The organism is Candidatus Koribacter versatilis Ellin345 (genome assembly GCF_000014005.1).
GTDB classification, from domain to species: Bacteria; Acidobacteriota; Terriglobia; order Terriglobales; family Acidobacteriaceae; genus Korobacter; species Korobacter versatilis_A.
This window is the reverse complement of sequence record NC_008009.1, coordinates 3,005,685-3,032,638: the sequence shown is the minus strand read 5'-3', so window position 1 is coordinate 3,032,638 and position 26,954 is coordinate 3,005,685. Positions and strand designations below refer to the sequence as shown.

26 protein-coding genes are annotated in these 26,954 nt (G+C 57.7%); 18 read left to right on the top strand and 8 right to left on the bottom strand.

The genetic code is table 11. The features are described 5' to 3' along the window. The first annotated feature begins 127 nt into the window (after nt 1-127). From ACID345_RS13240 to ACID345_RS13230, 3 genes are all read left to right on the top strand, one after another. A complete protein-coding gene (locus ACID345_RS13240) occupies nt 128-655 on the top strand; it encodes a GAF domain-containing protein (protein ID WP_011523371.1) in 528 nt (175 codons plus the stop codon). A gap of 75 nt (nt 656-730) precedes the next feature. Continuing rightward, entirely contained in the window at nt 731-1,105 is a 375-nt protein-coding gene (locus tag ACID345_RS13235; protein WP_011523370.1) for a hypothetical protein, read from the top strand. A 167-nt stretch (nt 1,106-1,272) separates the two neighbouring features. Continuing rightward, nucleotides 1,273-2,451 (top strand): M48 family metallopeptidase, encoded by a 1,179-nt coding sequence (locus ACID345_RS13230; RefSeq protein WP_011523369.1) that lies wholly within the window; start codon nt 1,273-1,275, stop codon nt 2,449-2,451. A gap of 70 nt (nt 2,452-2,521) precedes the next feature. Here ACID345_RS13230 and ACID345_RS13225 read toward each other — a convergent pair whose 3' ends face one another. Continuing rightward, nucleotides 2,522-2,734, bottom strand: coding sequence for a hypothetical protein (locus tag ACID345_RS13225; RefSeq protein ID WP_011523368.1), 213 nt, complete (start codon nt 2,732-2,734; stop codon nt 2,522-2,524). A 183-nt stretch (nt 2,735-2,917) separates the two neighbouring features. Here ACID345_RS13225 and ACID345_RS13220 point away from each other — a divergent pair, with 183 nt between their 5' ends. Genes ACID345_RS13220 through ACID345_RS13205 form a run of 4 tightly spaced genes read left to right on the top strand, consistent with a single transcriptional unit; the run spans nt 2,918 to nt 6,808 of the window. After that, nucleotides 2,918-3,730: a cytochrome C assembly family protein gene (locus ACID345_RS13220; protein ID WP_011523367.1), complete on the top strand. Its 813-nt coding sequence runs from the start codon at nt 2,918-2,920 to the stop codon at nt 3,728-3,730. Further along, entirely contained in the window at nt 3,727-5,037 is a 1,311-nt protein-coding gene (gene hemA, locus ACID345_RS13215; protein ID WP_011523366.1) for a glutamyl-tRNA reductase, read from the top strand. Before ACID345_RS13220 ends, hemA begins: the two co-directional genes overlap by 4 nt. Nucleotides 5,038-5,049: 12 nt before the next feature. Next, nucleotides 5,050-5,985 (top strand): hydroxymethylbilane synthase, encoded by a 936-nt coding sequence (hemC, locus tag ACID345_RS13210; RefSeq protein WP_011523365.1) that lies wholly within the window; start codon nt 5,050-5,052, stop codon nt 5,983-5,985. Between the two features lie 4 nt (nt 5,986-5,989). Beyond that, nucleotides 5,990-6,808, top strand: coding sequence for a uroporphyrinogen-III synthase (locus tag ACID345_RS13205; RefSeq protein WP_011523364.1), 819 nt, complete (start codon nt 5,990-5,992; stop codon nt 6,806-6,808). A gap of 90 nt (nt 6,809-6,898) precedes the next feature. Here the strand turns inward: ACID345_RS13205 and ACID345_RS13200 are convergent, their stop codons facing one another. Both ACID345_RS13200 and ACID345_RS13195 read right to left on the bottom strand, forming a co-directional pair. Continuing rightward, a complete protein-coding gene (locus tag ACID345_RS13200; RefSeq protein ID WP_011523363.1) occupies nt 6,899-7,429 on the bottom strand; it encodes a peptidylprolyl isomerase in 531 nt (176 codons plus the stop codon). Between the two features lie 89 nt (nt 7,430-7,518). Further along, a complete protein-coding gene (locus ACID345_RS13195) occupies nt 7,519-8,319 on the bottom strand; it encodes a transporter (protein WP_041855693.1) in 801 nt (266 codons plus the stop codon). Between the two features lie 91 nt (nt 8,320-8,410). Between ACID345_RS13195 and ACID345_RS13190 the strand changes: the two genes are divergently transcribed. Continuing rightward, complete coding sequence (locus ACID345_RS13190; protein WP_011523361.1) at nt 8,411-9,634, top strand: MFS transporter; 1,224 nt, start codon at nt 8,411-8,413, stop codon at nt 9,632-9,634. 34 nt (nt 9,635-9,668) lie between these two features. Then, entirely contained in the window at nt 9,669-9,836 is a 168-nt protein-coding gene (locus tag ACID345_RS26935; protein ID WP_187148823.1) for a hypothetical protein, read from the top strand. A gap of 73 nt (nt 9,837-9,909) precedes the next feature. Here ACID345_RS26935 and ACID345_RS13185 read toward each other — a convergent pair whose 3' ends face one another. After that, the gene (locus ACID345_RS13185) at nt 9,910-10,503 is read right to left on the bottom strand and encodes a hypothetical protein (protein ID WP_011523360.1); all 594 of its coding nucleotides are present in this window, start codon (nt 10,501-10,503) and stop codon (nt 9,910-9,912) included. Nucleotides 10,504-11,189: 686 nt separating this feature from the next. Beyond that, on the bottom strand, nt 11,190-11,684 hold the full coding sequence (locus ACID345_RS13180) for a DUF6496 domain-containing protein (RefSeq protein ID WP_011523359.1): 495 nt from the start codon (nt 11,682-11,684) through the stop codon (nt 11,190-11,192). A gap of 92 nt (nt 11,685-11,776) precedes the next feature. Here ACID345_RS13180 and ACID345_RS13175 point away from each other — a divergent pair, with 92 nt between their 5' ends. Continuing rightward, entirely contained in the window at nt 11,777-13,228 is a 1,452-nt protein-coding gene (locus ACID345_RS13175; RefSeq protein WP_011523358.1) for an amidohydrolase family protein, read from the top strand. 401 nt (nt 13,229-13,629) lie between these two features. Here the strand turns inward: ACID345_RS13175 and ACID345_RS13170 are convergent, their stop codons facing one another. Beyond that, the gene (locus ACID345_RS13170) at nt 13,630-15,816 is read right to left on the bottom strand and encodes a tetratricopeptide repeat protein (RefSeq protein WP_011523357.1); all 2,187 of its coding nucleotides are present in this window, start codon (nt 15,814-15,816) and stop codon (nt 13,630-13,632) included. Between the two features lie 185 nt (nt 15,817-16,001). On the opposite strand from ACID345_RS13170, the gene ACID345_RS13165 reads away from it, so the two are divergent. The 4 genes from ACID345_RS13165 (at nt 16,002) to ACID345_RS13150 (ending at nt 24,307) form a co-directional block, all read left to right on the top strand. Then, nucleotides 16,002-17,657 (top strand): ATP-binding protein, encoded by a 1,656-nt coding sequence (locus tag ACID345_RS13165; RefSeq protein WP_011523356.1) that lies wholly within the window; start codon nt 16,002-16,004, stop codon nt 17,655-17,657. Between the two features lie 135 nt (nt 17,658-17,792). Next, nucleotides 17,793-21,011, top strand: a complete 3,219-nt coding sequence (locus ACID345_RS13160) for an efflux RND transporter permease subunit (RefSeq protein ID WP_011523355.1) — start codon at nt 17,793-17,795, stop codon at nt 21,009-21,011. Then, nucleotides 21,012-22,367, top strand: coding sequence for an efflux RND transporter periplasmic adaptor subunit (locus tag ACID345_RS13155; RefSeq protein ID WP_011523354.1), 1,356 nt, complete (start codon nt 21,012-21,014; stop codon nt 22,365-22,367). Further along, nucleotides 22,364-24,307: a TolC family protein gene (locus ACID345_RS13150; protein ID WP_011523353.1), complete on the top strand. Its 1,944-nt coding sequence runs from the start codon at nt 22,364-22,366 to the stop codon at nt 24,305-24,307. The genes ACID345_RS13155 and ACID345_RS13150 overlap by 4 nt, the downstream gene beginning before the upstream one ends. A 2-nt stretch (nt 24,308-24,309) precedes the next feature. Here the strand turns inward: ACID345_RS13150 and ACID345_RS13145 are convergent, their stop codons facing one another. Continuing rightward, nucleotides 24,310-24,705: a hypothetical protein gene (locus ACID345_RS13145; RefSeq protein WP_011523352.1), complete on the bottom strand. Its 396-nt coding sequence runs from the start codon at nt 24,703-24,705 to the stop codon at nt 24,310-24,312. A 120-nt stretch (nt 24,706-24,825) separates the two neighbouring features. Between ACID345_RS13145 and ACID345_RS13140 the strand changes: the two genes are divergently transcribed. After that, nucleotides 24,826-25,017, top strand: coding sequence for a hypothetical protein (locus tag ACID345_RS13140; RefSeq protein WP_041855690.1), 192 nt, complete (start codon nt 24,826-24,828; stop codon nt 25,015-25,017). An 88-nt stretch (nt 25,018-25,105) separates the two neighbouring features. Then, a complete protein-coding gene (locus ACID345_RS13135; RefSeq protein ID WP_041855689.1) occupies nt 25,106-25,420 on the top strand; it encodes a helix-hairpin-helix domain-containing protein in 315 nt (104 codons plus the stop codon). A gap of 248 nt (nt 25,421-25,668) precedes the next feature. Here ACID345_RS13135 and ACID345_RS13130 read toward each other — a convergent pair whose 3' ends face one another. Next, nucleotides 25,669-25,938, bottom strand: a complete 270-nt coding sequence (locus ACID345_RS13130; protein ID WP_148210109.1) for a hypothetical protein — start codon at nt 25,936-25,938, stop codon at nt 25,669-25,671. 115 nt (nt 25,939-26,053) lie between these two features. Here ACID345_RS13130 and ACID345_RS13125 point away from each other — a divergent pair, with 115 nt between their 5' ends. Together ACID345_RS13125 and ACID345_RS13120 are read left to right on the top strand one after the other, a co-directional pair. Then, on the top strand, nt 26,054-26,338 hold the full coding sequence (locus ACID345_RS13125; protein ID WP_049761898.1) for a hypothetical protein: 285 nt from the start codon (nt 26,054-26,056) through the stop codon (nt 26,336-26,338). A gap of 75 nt (nt 26,339-26,413) precedes the next feature. After that, complete coding sequence (locus ACID345_RS13120) at nt 26,414-26,920, top strand: ferritin-like domain-containing protein (RefSeq protein ID WP_011523347.1); 507 nt, start codon at nt 26,414-26,416, stop codon at nt 26,918-26,920. Nucleotides 26,921-26,954: the final 34 nt, after the last annotated feature.

Here is a 26,954-nt window from a genome sequence, read left to right as displayed (position 1 = left end):
CGTACCAAATCCGCCCAACCCTCCCGGAACGAACTTTGGTTGCTGCTTCCGACAAACCCGGCTAGAATCCCCTCACCCCCGAACCCCTAGCTCCGGCCCAGACTCCGGAGCCCAACCGGAGAACCCCATGGCAACGCCTGCAACTTCACTTGCGGAACTCGCTGGAGCATGCACCAAAGAAGGACTCACACCCCTCAATGGCGAGAAGCTTGCCCATTTGATGGCGAAACAATTCAAGCTGCAGGAGGACGAAGTCGCCATCCTGCGCATTGAAGAGACGAAGTTGATCTTCGTCTATCCCATGAAGCTGCACGATGTGGGCTACATCCCGGTGAACGCCACCAGTTCTGTGGCCGGACGAACCGCCGCCAGCAAAAAGCCGGAAGTCATTAACAACTTCGCGCAGACCCGCCACGTCAGCGTCTTCGAGTCGGTTGACCTTACCGGTGCACATGCACCTCTCGGTGGCGAAAAACACGAGCACCCAATTATCCAGAAGCTGATGTCAGCGCCGGTCGTAAAGGACAACAAAGTCGCTGGAGTCGTGCAGGTCTGCCGCAAAGGACTGACAGGGCCTTCGGCTGGAGTTGATTTCACGCCGGCCGACCTGCAGAAACTCGTGTCGGCGTGCGGCGATATCGCGAAGTGCTTCTAGCCAGGTACTAAGGTGATTTTGAAATCCAGACCATTCGAGCGTATCCGCCGCGAGAGTAGACGCATCTGATGTGGCATGAAGGTGTTGGTGGGGTTGTTGGCGTCGCTCGTCATATCTGTTCCGCTCATCGCCGGAACTCCCGGATCGTTTCGCGGAACCGTGGTGGACGGGCCTGAACATTCCGACGCATGGGTCTATGTCGAGGGTAGGAATCACACCATCCGGCGCGTCGAAGTGAGCGCCGCAAAAGTCCATTACGACAGCGAAATTCCTACTTCTGACCGAAAGAGTCCAATCCCAAAAGTGCTCCCGCTGGGGACGCAGGTGCGCATTACCGCCGAGCAGGACGACCGTGGAGAGTGGAAGGCCACGGACATCGAAATCCTGAAATCCGAGCCGTCGAGCGACCCGGAGAAAAAGCTTGCAACTCCTACTACCTCCCAGAGTTGATTCACGTCTAAAGAAATAAGTGTGGAAGCAGGGGGCAGGAGCTCGTGCGGACTGCCCGAATCTGTGTTTCACAGCCCAGAGAAATGTATGCCACGGCCCCGAATCGGGCTTATGCTTCTCCAGAAGGCCTATAATTGAGCCATATCCGCACAAACGGGAGTACTCCCATGAAGTTGAAACGCCTGCTAGTGACGGCTGCTTTCGCGCTTTCAAGTTTCGGCATGGCGCAGTCCGCGCCCGCGCATCCTGACACTCAATCCCAGCAACCCGCAGCCACACAAGGTGGTGAGACGCCAGACGCGCAGCAGGCACCCGCCGATGACAGCACAGCCGCGCCCGCCGCGGGCACCGACTCCACCGCGACCAAGGATCCTCTCGCCAAGGAGGCGACCGAAAATCTGCCGAAAGCGAGTGGCGTGAAACACGATGGCTCGCGCGATGACGTCTCGGCGATTGGCAATCGTCACATCGGTCAGGGAACAAGTCCGGGTGACTGGTACTCGCTGGAGAAAGAAATTCGGATGGGCAAAGGCTATTCCGAACAGATCGAAGCCGGCATGAAGCTGGTGCAGGACCCGGTTGTGACGGAATACGTCAACCGCATCGGCCAGAACATCGTTCGCAATTCCGACGCGCGCGTACCGTTCACGATCAAGGTCGTGGATTCGGACGAGATCAATGCCTTCGCGCTGCCGGGCGGCTTCTTCTACGTGAATTCAGGGCTGATCCTGGCGGCTGATGAAGAAGCGGAACTCGCCGGCGTGATGGCCCACGAGATCGCTCACGTTGCTGCGCGTCACGCGACACGGCAGATGACCCGGGGTCAGATCGCGAACTTGGCGACGATTCCTCTGATCTTTGTCGGTGGTGGTCTCGGCTATGCGCTGCAGTCCGCGGTCAGCCTCGCACTGCCAATGACCTTCCTCAAGTTCTCGCGCGGCTTTGAAGCCGAAGCCGATTACCTCGGCCTCCAGTACATGTACGCGACGGGCTACGATCCGCAGGCGTTCATTTCCTTCTTCGAAAAGGTGCAGGCGAAGGAAAAGAAGAAGCCGGGTACGTTGGCGAAGGCGTTCTCAACCCATCCGCAAACGCCGGACCGCATTGAGAAATCTCAAGAAGAGATTGCTCGCATCCTGCCCGCCCGCGACCAGTACATAGATGACACTTCGGAATTTCAGACAGTGAAATCCCGTCTTGCCGCCCTCGAGAATCGGCATAAGGTCGAGGACCAGAAGGAAAACCGTCCGACGCTGCGGCGCACCACGGCTGACAACACTGGCAGTACGGACAGCAAGGGCACGAACGACGATGATCGCCCGACGTTGAAAAAGCGCGACGACTAATCGAGCTGGATTGCAGACAGAAACCGGCAGCCGAGCGCTGCCGGTTTTGCTTTTGGCCTGGAACTGGGGATTAGTTCTTCTTCGCCTTCGCCATGTTCGCGGCAATCTTCATGCTCGCCAGTTCCGCCGAGTCGAGATAGAGAACATGGATGATGCGGCTTTGGCCGGCGATGACCCGGCTCTGAATGAACGTCGTGATTCCGAGAGTCACATTGCCAAGCACGAGTGCCAGCGTAATGATTCGGCTTCTAAAGATGTGCGACATAGGCGAGGGCGTCGTCATTGCTTCCTCTAGGAGCGTTTGCGGACGTCAGCGGTTGTACCGCCGCGTTACTTTCCCACTCCGTCTGGCCGATTACCACTGAATTGTGATCTCCATCACACGTCCGAGTGATTCATGTGCTACGGCGAAACAGCGTAACTGTATACTTTTGATAAAGGTAAGCGGGGAATCGACACAGATTTTATGCCACTGCTTTGGCTCAGGCTAGCGGTCGTCTTCTACGGACTCGGACTTGTCTACTCGCTTCTTCTGCTGAGTAGGCGGGGCGAGGCTCTGACGCGATTCGTCGGTCCGGCCGTTGGAATGGGGATGATCTTCCAACTCGTCTCCCTGGTTGAGTTTGCGGTTCTGGAAGGCAAGATCACCGCCTCCGTCCATCACTCGGAATCGCTGCTGGCCTTTGTGATCATGGTTGTTTTCATGATCTTCTTCGTGCGCTACCGTACGAGTTCCCCCGGCATCTTCGTCTTCCCGCTGGTCTTCTTCCTGACGTTTGCATCCGCCACCGGTCCGCAAGGATTTCCGCTCTCTTCTCCCCTGCTGAAGAACAGCTGGACGATCATCCATATCGTTCTCATTTTCACGGGATATGCCGGTTTATTCCTGAGCTTCGGAGCCAGCTTGCTGTATCTGATCCAGGAGAAGAGCTTGAAGTCGAAGCAACCGGCGAGCTTCGCGGGACGGCTGCCGGCGCTCCAAACGATCGACGAGATCGGCTACCGGGCCTTGTTGCTTGGGTTCCCCTTTATGACCTTCGGTCTTGTCGCCGGCTCAGTATTGGCAGAAAACAAGTTCGGAAGCCTCTTCTTTCTCGACGCCAAGGTCCTGCTCTCAATCATCATGTGGGTCGTCTACATGGTGCTGTTGTACACGCGTTGGAACTCTGGTTGGCGCGGGCGTAAGGCCGCATATTTAGCGGCATTCGCGTTCATCGCTGCCGTCGGCGCATGGGCGGCGAACTACTTCAGTCACCTCCATAGGTTCAGTGCCTCATGAATTTCTTCGTCATTGGCGTGAACCACAAAACCGCACCGGTCGAAGTCCGTGAACGGTTTGCTATCCCCGAGAGCCGGCTGCCGGAAGCGACCAAGCTGCTGGCGAGTTATCCGGGGATCGAAGAGGGAATGATCGTCTCCACCTGCAATCGCGTGGAGATGGTGGCACGATCGGTCAACGGCAACGCCGACATGCGCGGATTCCTGAAGCAGCTCTACAACATCGATCCCGCCCAATACGAACAATATCTGTATGAATATCGCTCCACGGAAGCCGTGCGACACATGTTCCGCGTGGCATCGAGTCTGGACTCGATGGTCGTCGGCGAGCCGCAAATTCTCGGGCAGGTGAAAGAGGCATACGCCACAGCAAGAGCCGTGGGAGCCGTGAGCTCGCAATTGGACGCGCTGCTAACCAGGGCATTTGCGGTCGCAAAGCGCGTCCGGACAGACACTTCGATTGCGAGTTCGTCGGTTTCAATCGCCTCGGTCGCGGTGGAGCTCGCAAAGAAGATCTTCGGCTCGTTGCAAGGGCGGTCGGTGTATATCGTCGGCGCCGGCAAGATGTGCGAATTGGCAGCACGACACTTCGTCGCCCACGGCGTGGAGAAGATCTACGTCGCCAACCGCACCTACGAGCGCGGCGTGGCGTTCGCGAAGAAGTTCAATGGCGAGGCCGTTCCTATTGAGCACCTGTACGAGACGGTGGATAAAGCCGACATCGTGCTGAGTTCGACAGGCGCTCCGATTGCGATTTTCCGGAAAGAACACGGCGAGAAGTTCCTGAGCCGCCGCAAGAACCGTCCGATGTTCTTCCTCGACATCGCCGTGCCACGCGATGTGGACGCGAAGATGAACGAGCTCGACGGCATCTTCGTTTACGACATCGATGATCTGCAGCAGGTGGTCCACTCGCACATCTCTGATCGCAAAGACGAAGCGGCGCACGCGGAAGCAATCGTTAACGCCGAAGTAGAGAAGTTCGAGGAACGCCTCCGCACGCTCGATGTTGTCCCGACGATCGTCTCCTTGCAGGAACACTTGGAAACGGTACGGCAAGCTGAAATCGATCGCCTGCGCGGCCGCTTAGGCGAACTTTCTCCTGAGCAGGAAATGGCGGTAGATGCACTGACCAAAGGCATCATCAACAAGATCATGCACACGCCGATCACCACGTTGAAAACGGCAGCGAAAGAGCCGGAGTCCACCACCGTGATCGAGTTGGTAAAAAGAATCTTCAACCTTCACGAAAAGGCGAAGGACGAGACAGTTAAGACAGGGCCGCCGCAGAGCGGTCCAGGAAAGTAGACACCGCAGTTTATGGCAACCTTACGTATCGGTTCCCGCGGTTCGCAGCTTGCACTCTGGCAAGCCAATCATATTTCCGCCCTCTTGCGCGAGCGCGGACACGAAGTCGAACTTGAGATCATCAAGACCACCGGCGATAAGATTTTGGACGTCGCGTTAGCCAAGGTCGGCACCAAGGGCATGTTCACCAAGGAGATCGAAGAGGCACTTGCGGCCGGCAAAGTCGATGTCGCTGTTCATAGCTTGAAAGACTTGCCGACCGAACTGCCGCAAGGGTTCGAACTCGCTGCGGTAACCAAGCGCGAGAACCCGCGCGATGTGTTTCTCTCCGTGAAGTACGACAGCATCTCCGGTCTTCCGCAAGGCGCGAAGGTTGGCACCAGCAGCCTGCGGCGACAAGCGCAGATCAAAGCAATCCGCCCGGACCTCGAAATCTTCCCGCTGCGCGGCAATGTGGATACGCGGGTTCGCAAACTCGAACAAGGCGAGTACGACGCCATCATCTTGGCCTTCGCCGGCCTGAATCGTTTGGGCAAGACGCAACTGGTGAAGGAGATTATCAGCGAAGACGTGATGTGCCCGGCAGCAGGGCAAGGAGCTCTCGGCATCGAGATTCGCCTCGGCGACACGCGCATGCGCGAGATTCTGAGCTTCCTCAATGATTACGATGCGCGCGCCACGACGACCGCCGAGCGGGCTCTGCTGAATCAGCTTGGCGGCGGATGCCAGGTGCCAATTGGCGCCTTTGCGGAAGTGAAAGACGGACAGGTGCATCTCACCGCGATCTGCGCGCGACCCGATGGATCGGAGATCTTGCGCGAATCGAAATCCGGCGCGGATCCTGCGCACCTTGGCGAGGAAGTCGGCAAGACGCTGCTCGCCCGCGGCGCGACGAAGATCCTCGAAGACGTCTACAGCCAGAACATCGCAGCGCCAGCGCAGCCATAACCGCATGCCGAGCCGATCCAAACCAGCCGAAACTCTGCCGCTGAAAGGTGTGCGCGTGCTCGTCTCTCGCGCCAGGAAGCAGGCTGGAGCACTTTCTGTCGAACTGAAGGCGCGCGGCGCCAGGGTACTGGAAATCCCGTTCATCGAGATACGGGAGCCGCAGTCGTTCGCGCCGATGGATACTGCCATCCGCAGCGTGCTCGATTACGACTGGCTCATTCTGACCAGCGTGAACGGCGTGAACGCTCTTTTCAGGAGGTTGGAGAAACTGAAGCTGCGTCCCGACCTGTTCGAAAAGCTGAAGATCGCCGCGATCGGCCCTGCAACCAAGAAAGCTATCGAGGGGCAACGCCTGAAGGTTGAAGTTACGCCAAAAGAATATGTCGCCGAAGCCGTTGTCGAGGCACTCGCGCGTAAGGTGAAAGGGAAGCGCGTACTGCTGGTTCGCGCCAAAGTTGCGCGCGATGTCATTCCGAACGAATTGCGTCGCGCCGGTGCGAACGTCGATGTTGTCGAGGCCTACGAGACGGTTGTGCCGGAGAAGTCGCGTGGGAAGCTGAGTGATGCTCTGCACAGCCTGAAGAACAAGCCGCAGGTAATCACTTTCACGAGCTCTTCTACGGTGAAGAACTTCGTGGAACTGATAGGGAAACGAGCGGCGACAAAGTGTTTCAGGGACGGCGTTCGCTCGGCTTCCATTGGGCCGGTGACATCAGCAACCTTGCGAGAGTTCAATTTGCCGGTGAATATCCAGGCAGAGGAGTACACAATTCCCGGTCTCGTGGCAGCGATTACATCCGCCCGCGAGACGTTCGGTATATAGATTCCATTCAGGTTCTCCGCGTGCAGTATGCACTTATAGGCACGAAGAAAGGGCGAGTCGGTAAACTCGCCCTTTTGAATTTGCAGAACGTTACTCCGCTCGCTCGATCTTGACTGTCTTGATAGACACATCGCTATTCGGCTTGTCCTGACGGCTGCGCGGGACGTTCACAATCTTCTCCACCACATCCATCCCTTCCACGACCTCACCGAAGATCGTGTGGTTGCCTGTCAGCCAGGTCGTCGCAGCCACTGTGAGAAAGAACTGGGATCCGTTTGTATTTGGACCGCTATTGGCCATAGCGAGCTTGCCGGGCTTATCGAACTTGTGGGGCGAGCCCTTGGTCTCGTCCTCGAACTGGTAGCCGGGGCCGCCGAAGCCGGAACCCATTGGGTCGCCACCCTGGATCATGAAGTTCGGAATCACGCGATGGAAGATCGTGCCGTTGTAGAGCGGATCGCTCGACTTCTTGCGGGTTCCGGGATGCGTCCATTCGCGCTTGCCCTCGGCAAGGTCAACAAAGTTCTTAACTGTTTTTGGCGCTTCCTTTTCAAAAAGACGAACCACGATATTGCCTTCGCTCGTCTCAAACGTGGCATAAAGTCCGGGAGTACGGGCCATGAGAATCCTTTCAGTCGTAAATCAGCAACCGGACAGTTTAAATCAATTGGAGGAGGCGCGAGCGCCTGCTGCCGAGAAGCTTGGGGCGGCTAAAAGTCGTGTTCGAGCCCAATCACGGGCGCGTACTTCGGGCTGTCGCGGTAGAACCCGGCGATGAAGCCGAACACGATACTGGACTTCTTGTTTACCTGGTACATACCACCAATTTCGGTTTGCAGCTGGCCTTTGCCGAGCAATTGGTTGAAGGTGCCGGCGCCCGCGAGTTCCACGCCCAGCGAGAATTTGTCGGTGTAGTCGTGAATGAGCGAGACGTCGCCGGTCATGACGAATCCCGAGGATATTCGGTCGCCCACCGCACCGGTTGCGGGGTTGCCGGCGAAGTAGATGCCGCCATTCACGCGCAGTGTGTTCTTCTTCGGCAGCGATTTCTGTCCGATGAAGTTCAGGTAATAGTCGGCAATACCGGTGCCAAGCTGCTTGCTCTCGTCGCCGGTCGGGGCTTCGATGTTCAGGCTGGCGCCAAAGCTCGGCCGTTTCCCCTTCTCGTCGCAGATGTGCCACTTGACTGAGAAGTCGAAGTCGCCGTATCCCAACGCGAACTCGGGATAGGTATCGTTCGGAGCGCTGGTGATGCTGAGAAGCTGGTTGTCGCCGCCGATCTCCACGTTTTTCCAGATGCCGTAGCTGAACTTGAAGTTCGCGGTGTTCTGGTGAAGGCTCGGGTAGTCGCTCTCTTTGAGGAAGTCGAACTCGTTGGTGAACTCGAAGTGAAACTGGCGGTAATTGGCGACGGCGGTATCGTCGGTAACAAACGGCGCTTGCGCGTGCATCGTTGTCGCGCACACGAAGAGCGCGATCGCGGCCAACAGGATGGAGCGAAAAAATCGCAAGCAGGTCGGGCGACAGTATCGCCGAATCCCTTCGGTACAAGCCAGTTAAAATCCATCTTTGTATCTCGTGGTATAAACACACGAAGTTCCTATGGACACCGCCCCCGGAAGCGCCTCCGGCCTGACCACCTCGCAACGCACCCATGCAGTTCTCGCCGGCTACCTCGGCTGGACGATGGACGCGTTCGACTTCTTCGTCGTGGTGTTCATGCTCGGCACCCTCGCAGAAGCGTTCGCGGTAAAGAAATCCGAAATCGTCTTCACCATGACGATCACATTGGCGATGCGTCCGGTGGGCGCGTTCCTGTTCGGTTTGCTGGCGGACCGGTTCGGACGCCGCGTTCCGTTCATGGCGAATGTCATCTACTTCTCGCTGATCGAGGTGCTCTGCGGCTTCGCTCCGAATTACAAAGTCTTCCTGCTGCTCCGCGCGCTCTACGGTATCGGCATGGGCGGCGAGTGGGGAATTGGCGCATCGCTGGCGATGGAGAGCATCCCACAGCGTTTGCGCGGTATGGTCTCCGGTGTCTTGCAAAGCGGCTATTCCGCCGGATACTTGCTGGCGGCGCTCGCCTATCGTTTCGTTTTTCCAGGTCTCGGTTGGCGATGGATGTTCTGGATCGGAGGCATACCGGCGGTATTGGCGTTGTACATCCGCTGGCATGTGCCCGAATCCGACGCGTGGAAGGAGCATGCCGCGAATAAGGTGTCTGACATCATGCGGGTGTTCGCGGGCTATTGGAAATCGTTTGCATATCTGCTCGTGATGATGACGCTGTTTATGTTCCTCTCGCATGGCACGCAGGACCTTTATCCTGACTTCCTGAAAACCGAACACAATCTCAGCGCCGCATGGGTTTCGTATATTGCGATCATCTACAACATTGGCGCGATTGTCGGGGCGATCATCTTCGGCCTGATCTCGCAGCGAATGGGGCGACGGAAGGGAATTGTCTTCGCCCTCTTCCTGTCGTTCCTCACGATTCCCGCCTGGGCATTCGGCCACGGCTTGGTCGTGGTTGCGGCCGCGGCGTTCCTGATGCAAGTCGGCGTTCAAGGCGCGTGGGGCGTTGTGCCGGTGCACCTGAACGAGCTTGCGCCTGACGCGGCTCGCGGGCTCGTGCCGGGCTTTGCCTATCAACTCGGCATCCTGTTTGCGTCCGGTACGAACAACATTGAGTACGCGCTGCGCGATCATTTCGGATATCGCTGGGCGCTTGCCGGGTTTGAAATTTTCACCATCATCAGTCTCGCCATCGTGGTCTGGTTTGGGCGCGAGGCGCACGGCAAACAATTCAGCAAATTGAGCACTTGAACCCGAAGCGCGATAATAGTCACCGAGGTGACCGATGGACCCGAATGCTCCCAAGCCTGACGCCAGCGCCAATGTAGCCGAAGCGCAAAGCCTTTTGAAAAGTCTCCGCGAGCAGGTCGCCCATCCGGATCTCGATGTCGCGATTGAGAAGCTCGAAATGGCGTTGAGCATCCTCACGACGAAAACCGGCGGGATGTTGTAGGTTCCCGGGGTCGTCCCCTGAAGGGGACTCTCCTTTCTTTTCCTCTTCCATTTCCCACCGCTTACGCGGTGGGCTATTTCATTCCGTCGCTGCGCGACTGGGATTTCGGCGCGGTCGGCGGAGTTGGATTGGCGCCGACGGCGACTTTGCGCTCGGATGCGGTGGTTTCGGCGCGCGCGGCGGGCTTTTTCCCGGGGAGAGTCGCGGTGTTCGCCGCGGTTTTTGCGGTTTCGCGTTCGGTTTTTTTGGCGGCGACTACTTCGAGTTTCTTTTCTTCGGCGATGTCGGCGGCGATTTCTTCTTCGAGGAGGTCGGCTTCGTCGTCGTCGTATTCGGCGGCTTGGCGGTCGAACCCGGAGACATCGAGGTCGACGTGGCGCACGTTGATGGCGGCGGTTTGGAGGCCATAGAGCAGGAGGCCTGCGGTTTTGTGGTCGATTTGGCCGGCAAGGAGAGCGTTGAGCGTGTCGTTGATGGCGAGTTGGATGGAGGCGGCGTCCTCAAGTAGTGGGAGCTGGAACGGGAGATTCATGCGGGCGGCGCGGCGCTGTCGGCGCTGGCTCTGGCGGTGTGCGGTGTGGAAGTAGCAGTAGTCCTGATCGCGCAGGGCGGGCGATTCGCAGCCGGTTCCGTTGGCTTTAATGTGGTTGCAGAGGCTGACGGCCATGTTTACTCCTTGGTACCCCTACCGGGGAATGCGGTTCTTTGTTTTCTGAAGGTTAGAGGGTGTTTTCTTCGCAAAATATTGAGGGCGCGGGGGTTACGGGGAAAATATTGAGGGGGAAGGAGTTAGGGTGGCGCTGGCGAACAACAGATCCCACGTCGGGCTGGCGCCCTCCTCTGGATGACAAGAGGGGGTGGTGGAAGGGGAGATGGTGGTGTCGGCTTACGCACGGCAGAACAGCAGATCCCACGTCGGGCTCGCGCCCTCCTCTGGATGACAAGAGGGGGTGGTGGAAGGGGAGATGATGGTGTCGGCTTACGCCGGGTAGAACAGCAGATCCTTCGGCGCGACAGACGCGCCTCGAGGATGACAGGAGAGGGTGGTGCGGGGGAGAGATTGGTGTGGGCTGGCCGCACGGCAGAACAGCAGATCCCACGTCGGGCTGACGCCCTCCTCTGGATGACAAGAGAGGGTGGTGGAAGGGGAGACGGTGGTGTCGGCTTACGCGAGGAGGCGAAACGGTGGTGTTTGGGGACACGTGTCCTGTGGCCGGCCATTGTGGGCGGCGGGAGATGGAAGCGGTTGGTGATCCCCACGGCGAGGAGAGTATCGCGCGGAGGATTGTCTCGGCTGTGACGCGCGGCACCGAACCGCGTGAGATGGGTCACAGGGCGATGTAATTACGTTTCTTACCGGCTACGCGTACGCGCGGCCTTCTTTGCGGCGGTACGGCGGCCGGTTGCGCCCTTGGTACGGGCGGCTTTTTTTGCGGCTTTGCTGCGCGATGCAGCGCTGCGCTTTTTGGCTGCGGACTTGGCTTGCCTGGAGAGCGCGGTGTGCGATGCGGCGGAGCGGCCTTCGCGCTTCAACGCGTTTTCCGTGGCGCGCGAACGTTTGGCTGAGACCTTCTTCGGTCGTGCGGATTGGCCTTTTCGCGTGTCGCGTGCGGCTTGTTTGCGGGTGCGCTCGGAAGTCTTGCCTTTGGCTGGTGCCTTCAACGGGACGCCGGCGCGGCGTGCTTTCGAAAGGCCGATGGCGATGGCTTGCTTGGTGGAGCGGGCGCCGTGCTTGCCCTCACGGATGTGGTCCATTTCTTCTTTCACGAATTCGCCGGCCTGGGTGCTGGGAGCCTTGCCTTCTTCTTTGTCCTGCTGCGCGCGTTCGAGGGTTTCCTGCTCTGGCATCGTTGACGCCTCCTTCATGAACGATGCGACACGGTGCGCTTGGGATGGCGAGGGCGCCATGGGTTAGTATCTCTTTTCGTCGGGAGGATGGGATGAAGCTGTTGCTTTCAATATCCGCACTCGTTTGCTGCAGCGCGATGCTCTCCGCGCAGGGGAAACTCAGCGAAGATGTGCAGCGTTATGTGAAGGTGAATTCCGCGCGCGTGGTGCTGGAACATGTTCGCGTGATCGACGGTACCGGCAAAGCGCCTGTCGAGGACCAGAACGTCGTGATCGAGAACGGCAAGATCACCGCGATTCAACTTGGTGCAGACGTGAAGGCCGGCGCAAACGAAACCGTGCTCGATCTTCGCGGTTCCACGGTTTTTCCGGGGATCGTCGGGATGCACGACCATATGTACTACATCGCGCGACCGAACTTGGCTGCCGACGGCAGCTCCGAGCCGCCGTTGATCGTGCCGCAGATGACGTTCACTTCGCCCAGGCTTTATCTGGCGGCGGGGGTGACCACGCTGCGTACGACCGGCAGCGTTGAGCCGTACACCGATCTCAACCTCCGCGACCTGATCAACAAAGGCGAACTGGTTGGTCCGCACATGGACGTTACCGGCCCCTACCTCGAAGGGTCGGGCAGTCCGTTCATGCAGATGCATCCGCTGAAGGACGCGGAGGATGCGCGGAAGACGGTTGCGTTTTGGGCGGACCAGGGCGCGACGTCATTCAAGGCTTATATGAACATCACTCGCGATGAGCTGAAAGCGGCTATTGATGAGGCGCATCGCCGCGGGTTGAAGATTACCGGTCATCTTTGCTCAGTCACCTATCCGGAAGCCGCCGACTTGGGCATAGACGACCTTGAACATGGCTTCTGGGTGAACACTCAACTGGACCCTGACAAAGCGCCGGATGTGTGCTCCAAGGCGGCAGGCGGACCGACGCTCGAGAAGATGGATCCAAACGGTGCTGAGGCCAAGGCACTCATTGAGAAGCTCGTCAGCAAGCACGTGGCAATTACCTCTACGCTGCCGGTGTTTGAAAATATCGTGCCGGGGCGTCCGGCGCTTTCGAAGCGCAACATGGACATCCTCTCGCCGCCCTCCAAAGAAGCCTATCTGTTTGCGCGCAACCGTCGCTACGCCACGTCCAAAGGGAATGAAGCGCAACTGTTTCGTCGCGACATGGATTTAGAAGTGGCTTTTGTCCGCGCTGGCGGGTTGCTGCTCGCCGGGCCCGATCCCACCGGTAACGGGGGAACGTACCCAGGCTTCAGCGATCAGCGTGAAATCGAGTTACTCGTGGAAGCTGGCTTTGCGCCAGTAGAAGCGATCAAAATCGCGACCTTTAACGGTGCTCTCTATATGGGCAAGCAGGAGAGCATCGGTTCACTTGGCGCAGGCAAGAACGCCGATCTCGTGGTGGTGAAGGGAAATCCGGCACAGAAGATTGATGACATCGAAAACGTTGAGATCGTCTTCAAGGATGGGGTGGGTTACGACTCTGCGAAGCTGATCGAATCAGTGCGCGGACGTTACGGACAATACTGAGCAAAAGCGACGAGCCGCCTTTCGTGAAATGTGAAAGGCGGCTCGTATTTTCCGATTGGATTGGCCCGTTGCAAATCAGGGCCGCGCGCAGGCGCGATCCTTACTGGATGTTGATCAGCATTGCGCGAATTCGTTCGCTTCTTGCGATTCGACCAGTTCCGTTTCGATCTCGCGTTGTAACTTCTTCAAGCGAACATCGACCTCTGGTTGGCTGGCTTCGGCGCGCAAATCACTGATGGTTCTAAGGAGGAGATAAATGTCATGCATTCCACTAATAGACTACAGGGTTTTCGCGCGATCTCTATCCCACCGGCGGCGTTACGTCCCACCACAGTGTAAGTCCAAATAGGGACTTGTTTGCTCGCGAGCATTGACGAGCGTGCGAGAAACATGCCGGGGATTCAGTTCAGAAGATTCAATGCCTGCGCCAGGACGCGATCTGGATCGTGCTGTACTTCGGCGATCTGCTTGGCGTCGCTGGTTTTTTCCAACTCTTTCAAGCTGTTCTCGACGCGCGCGAATTCCGGAACTCCCTGATTTCCTTCCATCAAAAGATGTGCGCGCAGCAGGCAGGCGTAAGCGAGGTTTTCCAAGTGGTGCTCGCGCAAGAGTTCCGCGTAGCTGATTAAGTCCCTGGCTTCGAGCTCCGCCGAAGGAATCGAGCTATCGATTCGTAGCGCTTGCTGGAACAGGCGCAGTGCTTCAGAGAAACTGCCGTGCTTATCGCGAAAATCTGCCGCGCTGCTCGCGACGAGGCTTTGCAACCGCTTGTCTCCAGATTCACGCGCGATACGCTCTGCGGTGTCATAGCTGCGAATGGCGTGAAACTGGTCGCCGGTATCCGACATGCAACCCGCCATGTGAATCAGGGCGCCGACGACGACATCAGCGGTTGGCCGGTTTGCGGGTTTCAGCGAGGCAACAGAATCGAAATACACGCGGAAGTGCTGGAGCGCCTCTGCCGGTTTGCCCTCACTCTGCAAGAGCTCCGCCAGATATAAGTGCGCGTTCCACTGGCGAGGATCCACCTTCAGCGCCTGCTCCCAACTCGCATGGGCTGCTTCGGAATTGCCTACATAGTTCGCGAGGATTCCCCGATTCACGAGCAAGTCCGCGTCATTCGGAGTTCGCGCGAGCCATTCTGTCGTGAGTTGAAACGCTTCGGGATACATCTGCTGCGCGAGGAGAAAGCGCAAATACTGGTCGCGGATGGAGGTGTCGTTCGGGCGAGCGCTCTGTGCATTCTTGAACGCCAGCAAGGCGGCATCCTTGTCACCCGCACCAGCCGCGTCCTTCGCGATGCGCAACTGAACGGATGCGTCGTACGGGTTTAGCGACGCTGCGCGTTGCAGGCGCGTCGGATGTTCGACGCTCATTCCAAGCACGAAGCGTGTCTGGTCGAGGACCGCGAGCCCAACCAAGCCGCAGATCATTCCGACGCGCAGAGCGAGCGCGCCGGTACTTGGGCCAATCGTCCAGCGGCTGAAACGCAGGAGAGCTCCGCTGGTATCGCCGGCAGCTTTCGCGAACTTCGCGGGCGCGTTCAGGAGCAATCCAGCGATTCGCCCGTCGCGCAACTTCCAGATAGCGCCATCGAGGATGAAGTGATGGAGGTTTACTAACGCTGTGAAGATCAAGAAGCTGCTGGTGAAGTCGAAGTGGAAGGCGTAGCTGGCCAACCATGGTCCGGGAATGAACAATGCGATGCCGCCAGCGATCAGCACAGCAAAGTACGCGACAGGCCGCCACTTTGCCGTCGCGGTGGTGGCTTCACGCTTGGCGTAGTAGCTGGTGATCCACAAATATTGAGCGGAGTGCATCACCGCGAGCACGCCAGTACTGTATCGGCTTTGCGGGAGCACCAAGCGTCCCGAAGCTGCGAGCAAACTGGGAATGAGGAACCAGAGGAACTGTGTGGAGAGCAACGTGACCGAAGGCAGCATGGCTTTGGGGCCAATTTGCCGACGCAATGCGTTCAGGCCATACGCCGAGAGCCCAATGCAGACAAAGGTCAGCGCGATCGTCGCCCAGCGCACAAACAGAATTGGCAGGTTCAGTGAAACGAAAAGCTGATCAGTGGAAGGGCCAGCGTGCAGATTCAGGAAGAGAATTGCATATGTCAGCAGGAAAACCGAGTAAAGCGACCACCGCTCGCGTCCGCTCGGCGAAGCACCGGCCCGGCGCGCAAACATCATGAACAAACCGTAATTTTGCCCGCTGTAATGCCAGGGACTGGCGGTCAGGTAGAGGGTGAAAATCCATGGCAGCATCCGCACGTAAAAGTGCGAGAGCAGCGCCGTAAGGAGTAGCAAACCCGTGATGTGCACGGTGAAGATCCGATACTTCTGGAAATCTTCGGCCGTATGGTAGGCACGGTAGATTGTCGCCATGTAATGCGGGTAGTTAAAGAAGAGGGCGAGCGCATAAAATACGATGGCCCAAGTCGCCACATGAGACGAGAGCGCCAGGTACGACACCAACAACAGTGGCGCCGACCACGCTCCGCATCCTACGATCAAGTCAATCGCAGGGCTTTGGATCCAGATTTTTCCCGCATTGGAAGCCGTTTTCGTCGCAGTCGCTGGCATGGATAAAGGAGAATTCCCCAACATTATAAAGACGATCGTTGGGCTGAGAGTACCGAAAGGAGCGTACTTTGTGTCGATTATTGCCCTAGCCGTTTTACTTGGGTACTCCCGTAACTCCACTATCCACAGGAGAAAGAGCTAGGATGTAGAGCAAGTCGGAACTATTTTTTACGGGGAAGGTGTTTGTGTACGTTTGGATCGCAGCCACGCTGACCGTGGCAGCGCTGCTGTGCTGGGTGGTGACTGTCCGTCATCGCGCCACACGCCTTTCCCGGCGTATTGACGAATTGCAACGCGAAATGGGTGTTCGCGAATGCATCGAACGCCAACTCCAGGCCAGCCAGTCGAACCTCCAGATGGCTACGGATGCGTCCGGTGTTGGGACCTGGTATTGGGATTTAGCATCCGACGAACTCTCTTGTTCTGACCAGGCGGTAAGGCTGTTCGGACTCACGAACACTGGCAAGATCTTCAAGTCACCCGATTTCGTAAACGCCATTCACCCCGACGATCAGGACCGTGTTCTTGAAACGGTTGCGAACGCATTCCGCGAGGCGAGCAAATATCACGTGGAGTACCGCGTCTTCCGGCCGGATACGAGCGTCATATGGCTGGCCACTTCCGGCCGCGCGCTGAAAGATCCCGATGGCGAAGTACGACGGGTTGCGGGCATCACAGTGGATGTGACCGACCGAAAACGCCTGGAGGAGAGCTTCTATCAGGCGCAGAAAATGGAAGCGGTTGGCCGACTCGCGGGTGGCGTGGCGCACGATTTCAATAACATGCTGGGCGTCATTTCTGCGTATGCGGAGCTTTTGCGGGAAGAACCTAGTCTTTCTCTTCGAGCGAGCAAACGCGTCGACGAGATCCTGAGTGCGACCCAGCGTGCTAACGCGCTCACGCGTCAGCTTCTTGCTTTCAGCCGGAAGCAGGTTATCAGTCCAACCACTCTCGATCTGAACGCTGTTGTATACGGCGTGAAGGACATGCTGCAGCGGCTTGTTGGGGAAGATGTTCGCATCAGCGTGATGGCCACGCCCAAGCTGCCTCCGATCAAGGCGGACCGCGGTCAACTCGAGCAAGTGCTGCTGAATTTTGCCGCCAATTCTCGCGATGCCATGCCCAAGGGAGGCCGCTTCACGCTTCGGACTTCTCTCGAGCCCGCACCTGCTGATCTCCCGCGCCCGCTCACCGGAGACTGTGTGTGCCTTGAGGTTTCGGATACTGGCGACGGCATGAGTCCCGAAGTGATGAAACACATTTTCGAGCCGTTCTACACCACGAAATCGTCGGGCAAGGGAACTGGTCTCGGCCTGGCAACGGTGTATGGAGTGGTCGAACAGGCACACGGCACAATCCGCGTGGAGAGCGCGCCCGGCAAGGGAACTACCTTCCGCGTTTATCTGCCGGCGATGCCGGGCCAGGTCGCCGAAGCTGCCAACACGGACATGCCGAAGGCACCAGTCTCGGTTAAGGCAAGTGTTCTGCTCGTGGAAGACGAACAATCGTTGCGGGAAGTCTTAACTGAATTTATGCAGACCGCCGGAGTTCAAGTGACGGCGGTGTCGAGCGGCCGAGAAGCGGTCGCGCGGATCAATTCCGACGCCGAAGTGGACATTCTGCTTACCGACCTGGTGATGCCGGAGATGGATGGCCGCTCACTGGCTCAAATCGCGCGAACCAAGCGTCCCAGTCTGCAAATCATCTACATGTCGGGCCACACCAACGACACGCTCACGCAGAAAGAACTGGTTGCCGATGGCCTGCCTTATCTGCAGAAGCCATTCACACGCGCCGACCTCCTCAAAGCTTTGACCGCTGTGCTGAAACAGACCGCTTAGCAACTCCGCTTGTAAAAGAATGTGAACCGGTAAAACATTGTGAAGCCGGTACTCCCCTGACCATCATCCATTTATCATTACGCCTGTTCCCTGGTGTGGGCCTCACGCTTGCGCTCGTTGGATGGTTTTCCCTAAATGTGGATCGTACGTCTTGCGCTTAGGCGCCCTTATACCTTTGTTGTCGCATCCCTGCTCATCCTCATTCTGGGCCTGACTTCGATTGTCACAACGCAGAAAGACATCTTTCCCTACATTGATATCCCGGTAGTCAGCGTCATCTGGACGTACACAGGCCTATCGCCTGACGAGATGGAAAAGCGCATGGTGACCATCTCCGAGCGCGCCATGACTACCACCGTCAACGACATCGAGCACATGGAGTCGCAGTCGTACAACGGCGTGGCGGTCATCAAGATCTATTTCCAGCCGAACGCCAAGGTGGAACTTGCGATCTCGCAGGTCACCTCGATCATGCAGACGATCCTGAAGGTTCTGCCGCCGGGAACCACTCCGCCCGCGATCGTGAAGTATGACGCTTCTTCCGTACCGGTCTTGCAGCTTGGTCTTGCGGGAGAGGGACTGAGCGAATCTCAGCTCTACGATTACGGCACGAACTTTATCCGAACGCAGCTGGCTACGGTGCAGGGCGCTTCGATTCCACTGCCTTATGGCGGCAAGCAGCGGCAGATCATGGTGGACATTGACCCGCTGCAGATGTACGCGAAGCGGGTGTCTGCGCAGGATGTTTCCAATGCGCTCGGCGCGCAGAACCTCATCCTTCCAGCCGGCAACGCGAAGATGGGCGATAAGGATTACCTCGTCCGCATCAATAGCAGTCCGACGACGGTCCAGGGACTCAATGATCTTCCGATCCGCTCGGTAAATGGCGCGTATGTCTACATGAAGGACGTTGCCCAGGTTCGCGATGGATTCGCAGTACAGGCGAACGTTGTGCGGTTGAACGGCCAGCGTTCAGCAATGCTGACCGTTTTGAAGAACGGCAAAGCCTCAACGCTGAACATCGTTCAGCAGGTGAAGGACGCGTTGCCGCGCATTGAGAGCACACTGCCTTCGAATCTCAAGATCACGCCGCAGTTTGACCAATCGTTGTTCGTTCGCGCTTCGATTTATGGCGTGCTGCGTGAAGCTGCCATCGCCGCCGCGCTCACCGGCCTGATGATCCTGCTCTTTCTCGGAAGCTGGCGCAGTACGCTGATCGTCTGTATTTCGATCCCTCTTTCGATTCTTACTTCGATCATCGTACTTACGTCGCTCGGCGAGACGATCAACATCATGACGCTTGGCGGCCTCGCGCTCGCCGTCGGAATTCTTGTGGACGACGCAACGGTGGAACTCGAAAACGTCCATCGCAACATGGGCATGAAGAAACCGCTCACGCGCGCCATCCTCGACGGCGCGCAACAAATCGCGGTGCCCACGCTGGTTTCCACGCTCTCGATCTGTATCGTGTTCGTGCCTGTCGTGCTGCTCACCGGTGCGGCCAAGTATCTCTTCACGCCGCTCGCGATGGCGGTAGTTTTCGCGATGCTGGCTTCGTACCTGCTCTCCCGAACTCTCGTCCCGACGATGGTGCACTATCTGCTTGGCGCCGAGATCCCGCTCTACACGGAAGAACATCCCGACACCAAAGACTCTCGCGGCTTCATCTGGCGCACACACCAACGCTTTGAGCATCACTTTGAACGCTTTCGCGAGTGGTACAAGGGGATCCTCACCTGGGCGCTCTATCATCGCGCCTTCGTGCTGATCGTCTTCGCGGCGTTCGTGTTGGGCTCAGGACTTTTGTCGCTTGTAATCGGCGAAGATTTCTTCCCCTACGTGGATGCCGGACAGATGCGTTTGCACGTCCGCGCTCCGCAGGGAACCCGCATCGAGGAGACCGAGACCCTCTTTGCGCAAGTTGAAGCCGAAATCCGCAAGATCGTACCGGCCGACGAGACTGATCTGATCCTCGACAACATCGGCCTCCCTGCGAGCGGCATCAATTTGGCGTTCAGCGACTCATCCAGCGTGGGTGTTTCCGACGGAGATATCCTCATCGCGCTGAAAGAGGACCATCGGCCTACCAAGGAGTACATCCGCAAGATTCGCGCGATGATGGAACAGAAGTTCCCGCAGACCGACTCATTCTTCCCGGCCGCGAACATCACCAATCAGATCCTGAACTTCGGCTTGCCATCACCAATTGATGTGCAGGTCGTCGGTCGTGACCCGGCAGGGAACTACAAGATCGCCGAAGAGATCCGCGATCGCATGAAGATCATTCCCGGCGCCGTGGATGTCCACATCCATCAGCAAATTGCTTATCCTGAAATTGACGTTGACGTGGACCGTAGCAAGGCGCAACAACTCGGGCTCAGTCAGAGAGACGTCGCCAGTTCGCTTCTCATTTCGCTCAGCGGCAGTTTCCAGACCCAACCGAACCAGTGGCTGAACAACGCCAACGGGGTGAACTACTCGGTTACAGTGCAAACGCCGCAGTACAAGATTGACTCGATGGAGAAGCTGGAAAACACGCCGCTCACCGGACCGGGCGCGCAGACACCGCAATTGCTCGGCAACGTCGCGACCTTCCATCGCTCCGTTTCCACGGCGATCGTGAATCATTACAATGTGCAGCCAACGTATGACGTCTATGCCGACGCCGATCAGCGCGACCTGGGCGGCGTAGCTCGCGACATCAACAAGATCATTGCGGACGTCAATGGTCACCTGCCGAAGGGGACGTTCATCGTGGTGCGTGGCCAGGTGCTGACGATGAATCAGTCATTCACCCGCCTCGGCATCGGCATTGTGTTCGCGATCATCTTCGTCTACCTGCTGATGGCCGTAAACTTCCAATCGTGGATTGATCCAGCCATCATCCTAATGGCACTTCCGGGCGCATTCGCAGGGATCTTGTGGATGTTGTTTGTGACGCAAACGACTTTTAACGTGCCCTCACTAATGGGCACGATCATGAGTATCGGCGTGGCGACCGCGAACAGTATTCTGCTTGTGACGTTCGCCAACGACGAGCGCCTCGAAGGCAAAGATCGTATCGAAGCCGCAATTTCCGCAGGCTACACGCGCCTCCGTCCCGTCTGCATGACCGCCCTCGCCATGATCATTGGTATGCTTCCGATGGCATTGGCGATGGGCGAAGGCGGCGAACAAAACGCACCCCTCGGGCGCGCCGTGATTGGTGGACTGCTCCTGGCAACACTGAGTACTTTGATCATCGTGCCAATCGTTTACTCGTTACTCCGTAAAAAACCGCCGGTGGATTACGACCGCGCAATTGACGAAGAGTGGCATGAGCCAAATATTGATGAAGAACCGCAGACGGCGTAAATGAGCAATCAACGACTGGAAATCGAAGAGAAACATACCGACGCCGAAACCACGCACAACATTCGGCTCTGGATCATCGTTGCAGCAATTCTGCTCGTGATCGTTTTTCTTGTCGGCTTTGTGCCTCGACACGAGCGCACCAAGCGGATCGGCGAGGACGCGAAGGAACGCCAGGGCCAGCCTCCGACCGTGGATGTCACCAAGGTACGGAGATCGGACGCCAAATCGCACCTCAGTATTCCCGGGACGATCACGGCGGTAGTCGAAGCACCCATCTACGCGCGGGCTTCCGGGTACATCTCGAAGCGCAATGTAGATTTTGGCGATCACGTCCACGCAGGTGCATTGCTCGCAACTATTGATGCGCCCGACCTCGACCAGCAGGTGGACCAGGCCCGCGCCACGTTGCTCCAAAGCGAATCAGTTCTTGGTCAACAACAAGCGCAGCTCAAACTTGCGAGCGTTACCTGGGACCGTTACAAAGTGCTGGTCCAACGCGGTGTCGCTTCCAAGCAAGAGGGCGACACGCAGGAAGCGACCTACGAAGTTGCTATGGCAAACGTGAAGGCTGCGGAAAATAGTGTCACGGCCAGTCGCGCCAGCCTCGATCGTTTGCTGAAACTGCAGAGCTACGAAAAAGTCACCGCGCCCTTTGAGGGTATCGTCACCGCACGCAACGTGGATGTGGGGACCCTCATCTCCACGACAGGCGCGGGACAGGGGAATGCGTCTGGCGCGGCGACCGGGCTTGCGCAGGGCGGAGAGATGTTCCGCGTTGCCCAAATCAACCGTCTTCGCGTCTTCGTGAGTATTCCTGAGTCTTACGCAGCCTTTGTACAGACCGGCCAGAACGCAGACGTCACGGTGACCTCCGTGCCGAACCAGAAGTTCGCCGGAAAGGTTACGCGCACCACGAACGCGGTTGATCCAGCCACTCGTACGCTGCTCACGGAAGTGCAAATTGATAACCGAGAAGGCAAGCTGCTGCCGGGCATGTACGGCACGATTACTTTCGAGAGTGTCCGCACCATGCCGCCGCTCGTGATTCCGTCGGACGCGCTGATTTACCGATCGCAAGGCACGATGGTCGCCACGGTACAGGACAATATTGTTCACCTCGTGCCGATCAAGGTAGGACGCGACTTCGGCTCCCAGCTTGAAATCGTCGAAGGGCTGAACGAAGGCGATTTTGTCGCCATCAATCCGAGCGATGTCGCTCGCGACGGCGCCAAAGTGACGCCGCATGAACTCGCATCTCAGAACAACGCCCGGCCGGGCGCTGCGCAACCACCCAGTGGTCAGCAAAACAACGGTCAAGGCCAACAAGGCGCAGGGAAGAAGAACTCCGGCCAATGATTCCGCAGCGATTCCAGAAAGTTGCCCTGATCCTCGCTCTCGTGTCCGTGGCGCCAGATACGGGCTTTGCCCAGGCAGCGCCAGCACCGCAGACGAACGATGCCATTCAGCAGACTGAAACCAGCACGGCGATGCCGGACCGCGAGCACCCACAGTCCGGTGGGTTTATGCCGTTCCTGCGCACGTACCAGTACCGTCCTGTGCCCGATCTTGAACTCGATCATGCCAGCAAGATCGCATCCCTGGTGCAGAACGGCGTGCTGCGGCTTTCTCTGCAAGACGCACTTGAACTCGCGGTTGATAACAACCTCGATGTCGAGATCCACCGCTACGATCTTGCCATCGGCGAAACCGACGTCCTGCGGGCCAAGGGTGGCGGGATTACCCGTGGCGTTGACTTTACCGAAGCCCAGGTGCCATCCGGAGTGGGTGGTCCCGGCAGTCCGCTGCTCAACGCGGCGGCTGCCACAGTGAATCCCACCAATCCGACGATTACCAACACCTTCCAGTTGAACCAGATTCAGCAGGTGCAGACGAACCTCTCGTTGCAGGGAGCCGCGCCATTTTCCCCTGGCCCAGCTTTGCCTGCGTACGACGCCACGTTCATCGGCCAGCTCGGCTGGGTCCGCCGCGACCCGCTTCTTACCACCGCGGGTGTCGGCACCGGTAGCGCGCTAACCGATACCCAGGACAACACGCTCACGAACCTATCCCTGGTTCAGGGATTCAGCACGGGTACTCAGTTCCAGGCGGGAGTGAATAACAGCGCGCAAATTCTTACCGCGACCGGCTCTTCCGTAAATCCCTACTTCGCGCCGCCGAACGCGATCTTTGTCGTCTCGCAACCGTTGCTGCGCGGGTTCGGCACCGGCGTGAATCGCCGCTACATTCGCATCGCCAACAACGACCAGAAGATCAATCGCCTCATCTTCCGCCAGCAGCTCATTGACATCGTTTCTGGCGTGACTCGACTTTACTGGGACCTCGTCAGTTTGCGAGAAGACGTGGCTGTGAAGCAAGAAACGTTGCGCGCGGCAAAGCAGCTTTACTCCGATAATCAGTCGCAGGTCGAAGTCGGAACATTGCCGCCTCTTGAACTGACACGCTCGCAGTCTCTGGTCTCCTCCAGTGAACTCGATCTGGTTCGTTCGCAAGGTCTCGTTGCGCAGCAAGAGAATGTTCTCAAGAGCCAGCTTGCCCGGCGCGGTTCGGGCGACGCCATCTTGAAGACGGCGAAGATTGAACCTACCGACGTTTTCAATATTCCGACTGCGGAAAATCTTGCGTCTGTGGATGACCTAGTGACGCAAGCCCTGGCGGCTCGGCCTGACTTGGCGCAGGCAATCATTCAGGTGACCAATGGTCAGATAACGCTGGAAGGATCGAAGAACGCTTTGCGGCCAGAACTCGATCTCTTTGGGAGCCTGCAGACTCGAGGTTCACTCGGCGCAATCTCGCTGGCGCCATCAGTTCCGAACCCGATCACCAATCCGGCGAGCGCTTCGGCACGAATCTACGAAGCGGGTGTTCAACTCACCCTCCCGATCCGCAACCGCATCGCTCAGGCCGACGCTCAGCGCGATACGCTGCAACTCCGCCAGATGCAGGCGCGCCTGCAACAGCTAGAAAACCGGGTTCGAACGGAAGTCCAGAACGCCTACACCGCCGTGGACGTCGCCCGTACCGCGTATAGCGCTGCTGTTCACAGCCGGGAATACCAGGAGCAAGTGCTCCAGGCGGATAAGGACCGTCTCTCCGTTGGGGCGACTTCGAATTTTGTGATTGTGCAGGATGCCAGTTATCTGGCCCAGGCCCGCTCCACCGAAGTCGCCGCGCGGAGCACCTATGTAGAAGCGCGGGTTGCGCTGGATCGCGCGATTGGAACGGTCCTCGAGAACAACAAAATTGATCTCGACGAAGCCATCCGCGACAAGAAGTAGAGTTATCTCAAAACCGAATCGGCAAGCTGGGACAGGAGCGCGGCGCGCAGTCGAACGTTCTCTTCCATCTCCATCGCGAAGTGACGTTTGCAGAAGCCGTCCTGTTTGCCGTGATCGCACACCACGAAGCGCAATTCGCACGCCTTGGCGTCCGGTTCAACCGCGCAGCGCACCATGAACCATTTGCATCCACGGATCTCGGGAAATTTCTGGGGGTCGTATTTTTCGATTTTCATCGCGTGGCCGCTCCAAACCTTTAGAACCGCGTCGAAGTCTACCAGATTCAAAACTGGAACCCGAAAAGTAATATCGACTTTCGTAACCTGTCGTGTTGGAGTAATGGTCGGGCAATCGCCAACCTCAGGGAAACCGCGCCTGCTGCCCTTGTCAGTAGTCATTCAGTTGCGAAACTACGAAACTAAAGAATGGCCGCTCTAGCTCCAAAACGGGTATTGTCCCACGTAGGGGGGAGTGCAAAATGTGCTGCTGAGTCGGACACTGTCCATGTGGCATTGGCTATGAATATCCCGGCCCCAGCTTCTTCCGACGAAGGCAAGCCCGAGCAGGTTGCTCTCGACGACCTTCTCGAAGTCGAAGCCTGTCTCCGCGAGATGTTGAAAACCACCAGCGACCCCGACGTCCTGCAGCGGCTATTCAGCCTTCACCGCGAGATCCATCGCTATATTTCGGAAGTCAATTCAAAGAAGTAGTCCGATTGTCTCCTTGGGCGGCAGCCTGACATCACTCTTGCCGCATCTAAATACGCAGGAATCTTTCTGCTTTATTCCTGGAGACAACATGAAGCGCCTTTTGTTTTGGACCGCCGGCATTGTGCTCGGCGTATGGGTCGCGCGTGAACTGCGCCAAGCAGGGATGCGGCTTTCGCATGTCGTTCGACGTGTGGACCTGAATCTCTGTTCTCATGAAGACCTAGTGACCCTGCCGGGGATCACCGAGCATTTCGCGGAACGCATCGTCGAAAACCGTCCCTACCGCCACCGTCTCGATCTCGTCGCACGCATGGTCATTCCCAGCGGGGTTTATCAGGAAATCCGCGACCTTATAGACGTTGAGAGTGGATCCGCGGTGAGGACTGCGAACGTGGCCTCCTAGGGACGAGGGGAGCGCACGATGGTGGCGCTCCCATTGCAGCGGCAGCTTTCGATTCCATGCAAACCCGGATGCTCGGCCGCCATCGAACCTCCAACGACGCTAATTCAGCGCTCAGGAGATAAATCGCAAATGAGTAAGAATCTTTTGACGATCGCAACGGCAGTCATTTTCTCGACGGGTATCGCCATCGCTCAGAGCCCGAGCTCACAGAGCGACGCCAATGCCGCGGGCAGCGGCTCCAGCAGCGCTCAAAGCTCGCAGAGTCCATCGAGTACGTCTACCCCGGCTGGGTCGAGCAGCTCGACTTCACCGTCGTCCACCACTGGGTCCAGCAGCACGGACATGAACCCGACGTCGCCGTCGAGCACCAGCAGCTCACCTTCCAGCAGCTCCAGTTCTTCGACCTCGCCGAGCAGCAGCTCGACGTCTCCCAGCAGCTCCAGCAGCTCGGATATGAACTCGTCGAATCCGAACAGCACCTCGAACCCGAACTCCAGCACGACGCCGAACAGCAGCAACCCAAACGCGGCAACTCCGGACACCAACTCACAGCCGCACCGCTAGGATCCAGGGTGTAACAGGAAGCCGTGGCCTTCGCGCCACGGCTTTCTTGTGCGCTATAGTTCTTTCACGATGAAGCGGCTCGTCTTACGCGTTGGGATTGGCGTTGCATTGGCGCTGGGACCGGTCGGTGCCGTCGATCTCGCTACGTTCTACGCTCGAAAGGCGATGGGGCGAAATGTCTATGACACTGTCGCGGTGGATGTTGTAGATGTGATTCCGCAGAAGGGCAACAAGGCTGAATACGTTCCGCAAGGGGTGCAGAATGTGAGCTGCGTGCGCTCGCTATTGCCGCACGAAAACCAGCATCCTTGCTGGTATGTGCGTCGGAATGCTGTGCAGGAAGTGAAATACTAATTACTCACAGGCTTCGCCCAACGTCTCGGTTGTTCCTGCCATCTAGCTATGGAAATTCCCCTTGGAGGAACACCAATGGCCCTGTTTTCCATGAAAGTTGAGAACCTTGAAGAGCTGTTCATTGAGCAGCTCCGTGACCTTTACGACGGCGAGCAGCAGATCACAAAGGCGTTGCCGAAGCTGATTGAGAAAGCGACCGATTCACGACTGCAAGATGCGTTGCAAGATCATCTCGAAGTTACTCGTGAGCAGATTCGTCGCCTCGAGCAGATCTTCCAGATCCTGGGCGAAGACGCCGATGGCGAAACCTGCAAAGGCATGAAAGGCGTGATTGCCGAAGGTGATGACGTCGTTGGCGATGCGGACGACAAAGCGGTGCGCGATGCGGTCATCATAGCGTCTGCGCAGCGAGTGGAACATTACGAGATCGCTGGCTATGGAACGGTGCGAACGTATGCGAATTTGCTCGGCCAAGCGCAGATCGCACAGCTCCTGGAACAGACACTGCAGGAAGAGAAGGAAGCAGACCAGACACTTAACCAGATCGCTGAAAGCGTAAATATCGACGCAAAAGCCGCGTAAAAACTTAGAAATGCAGAGCAAAAGGGCAGAATGA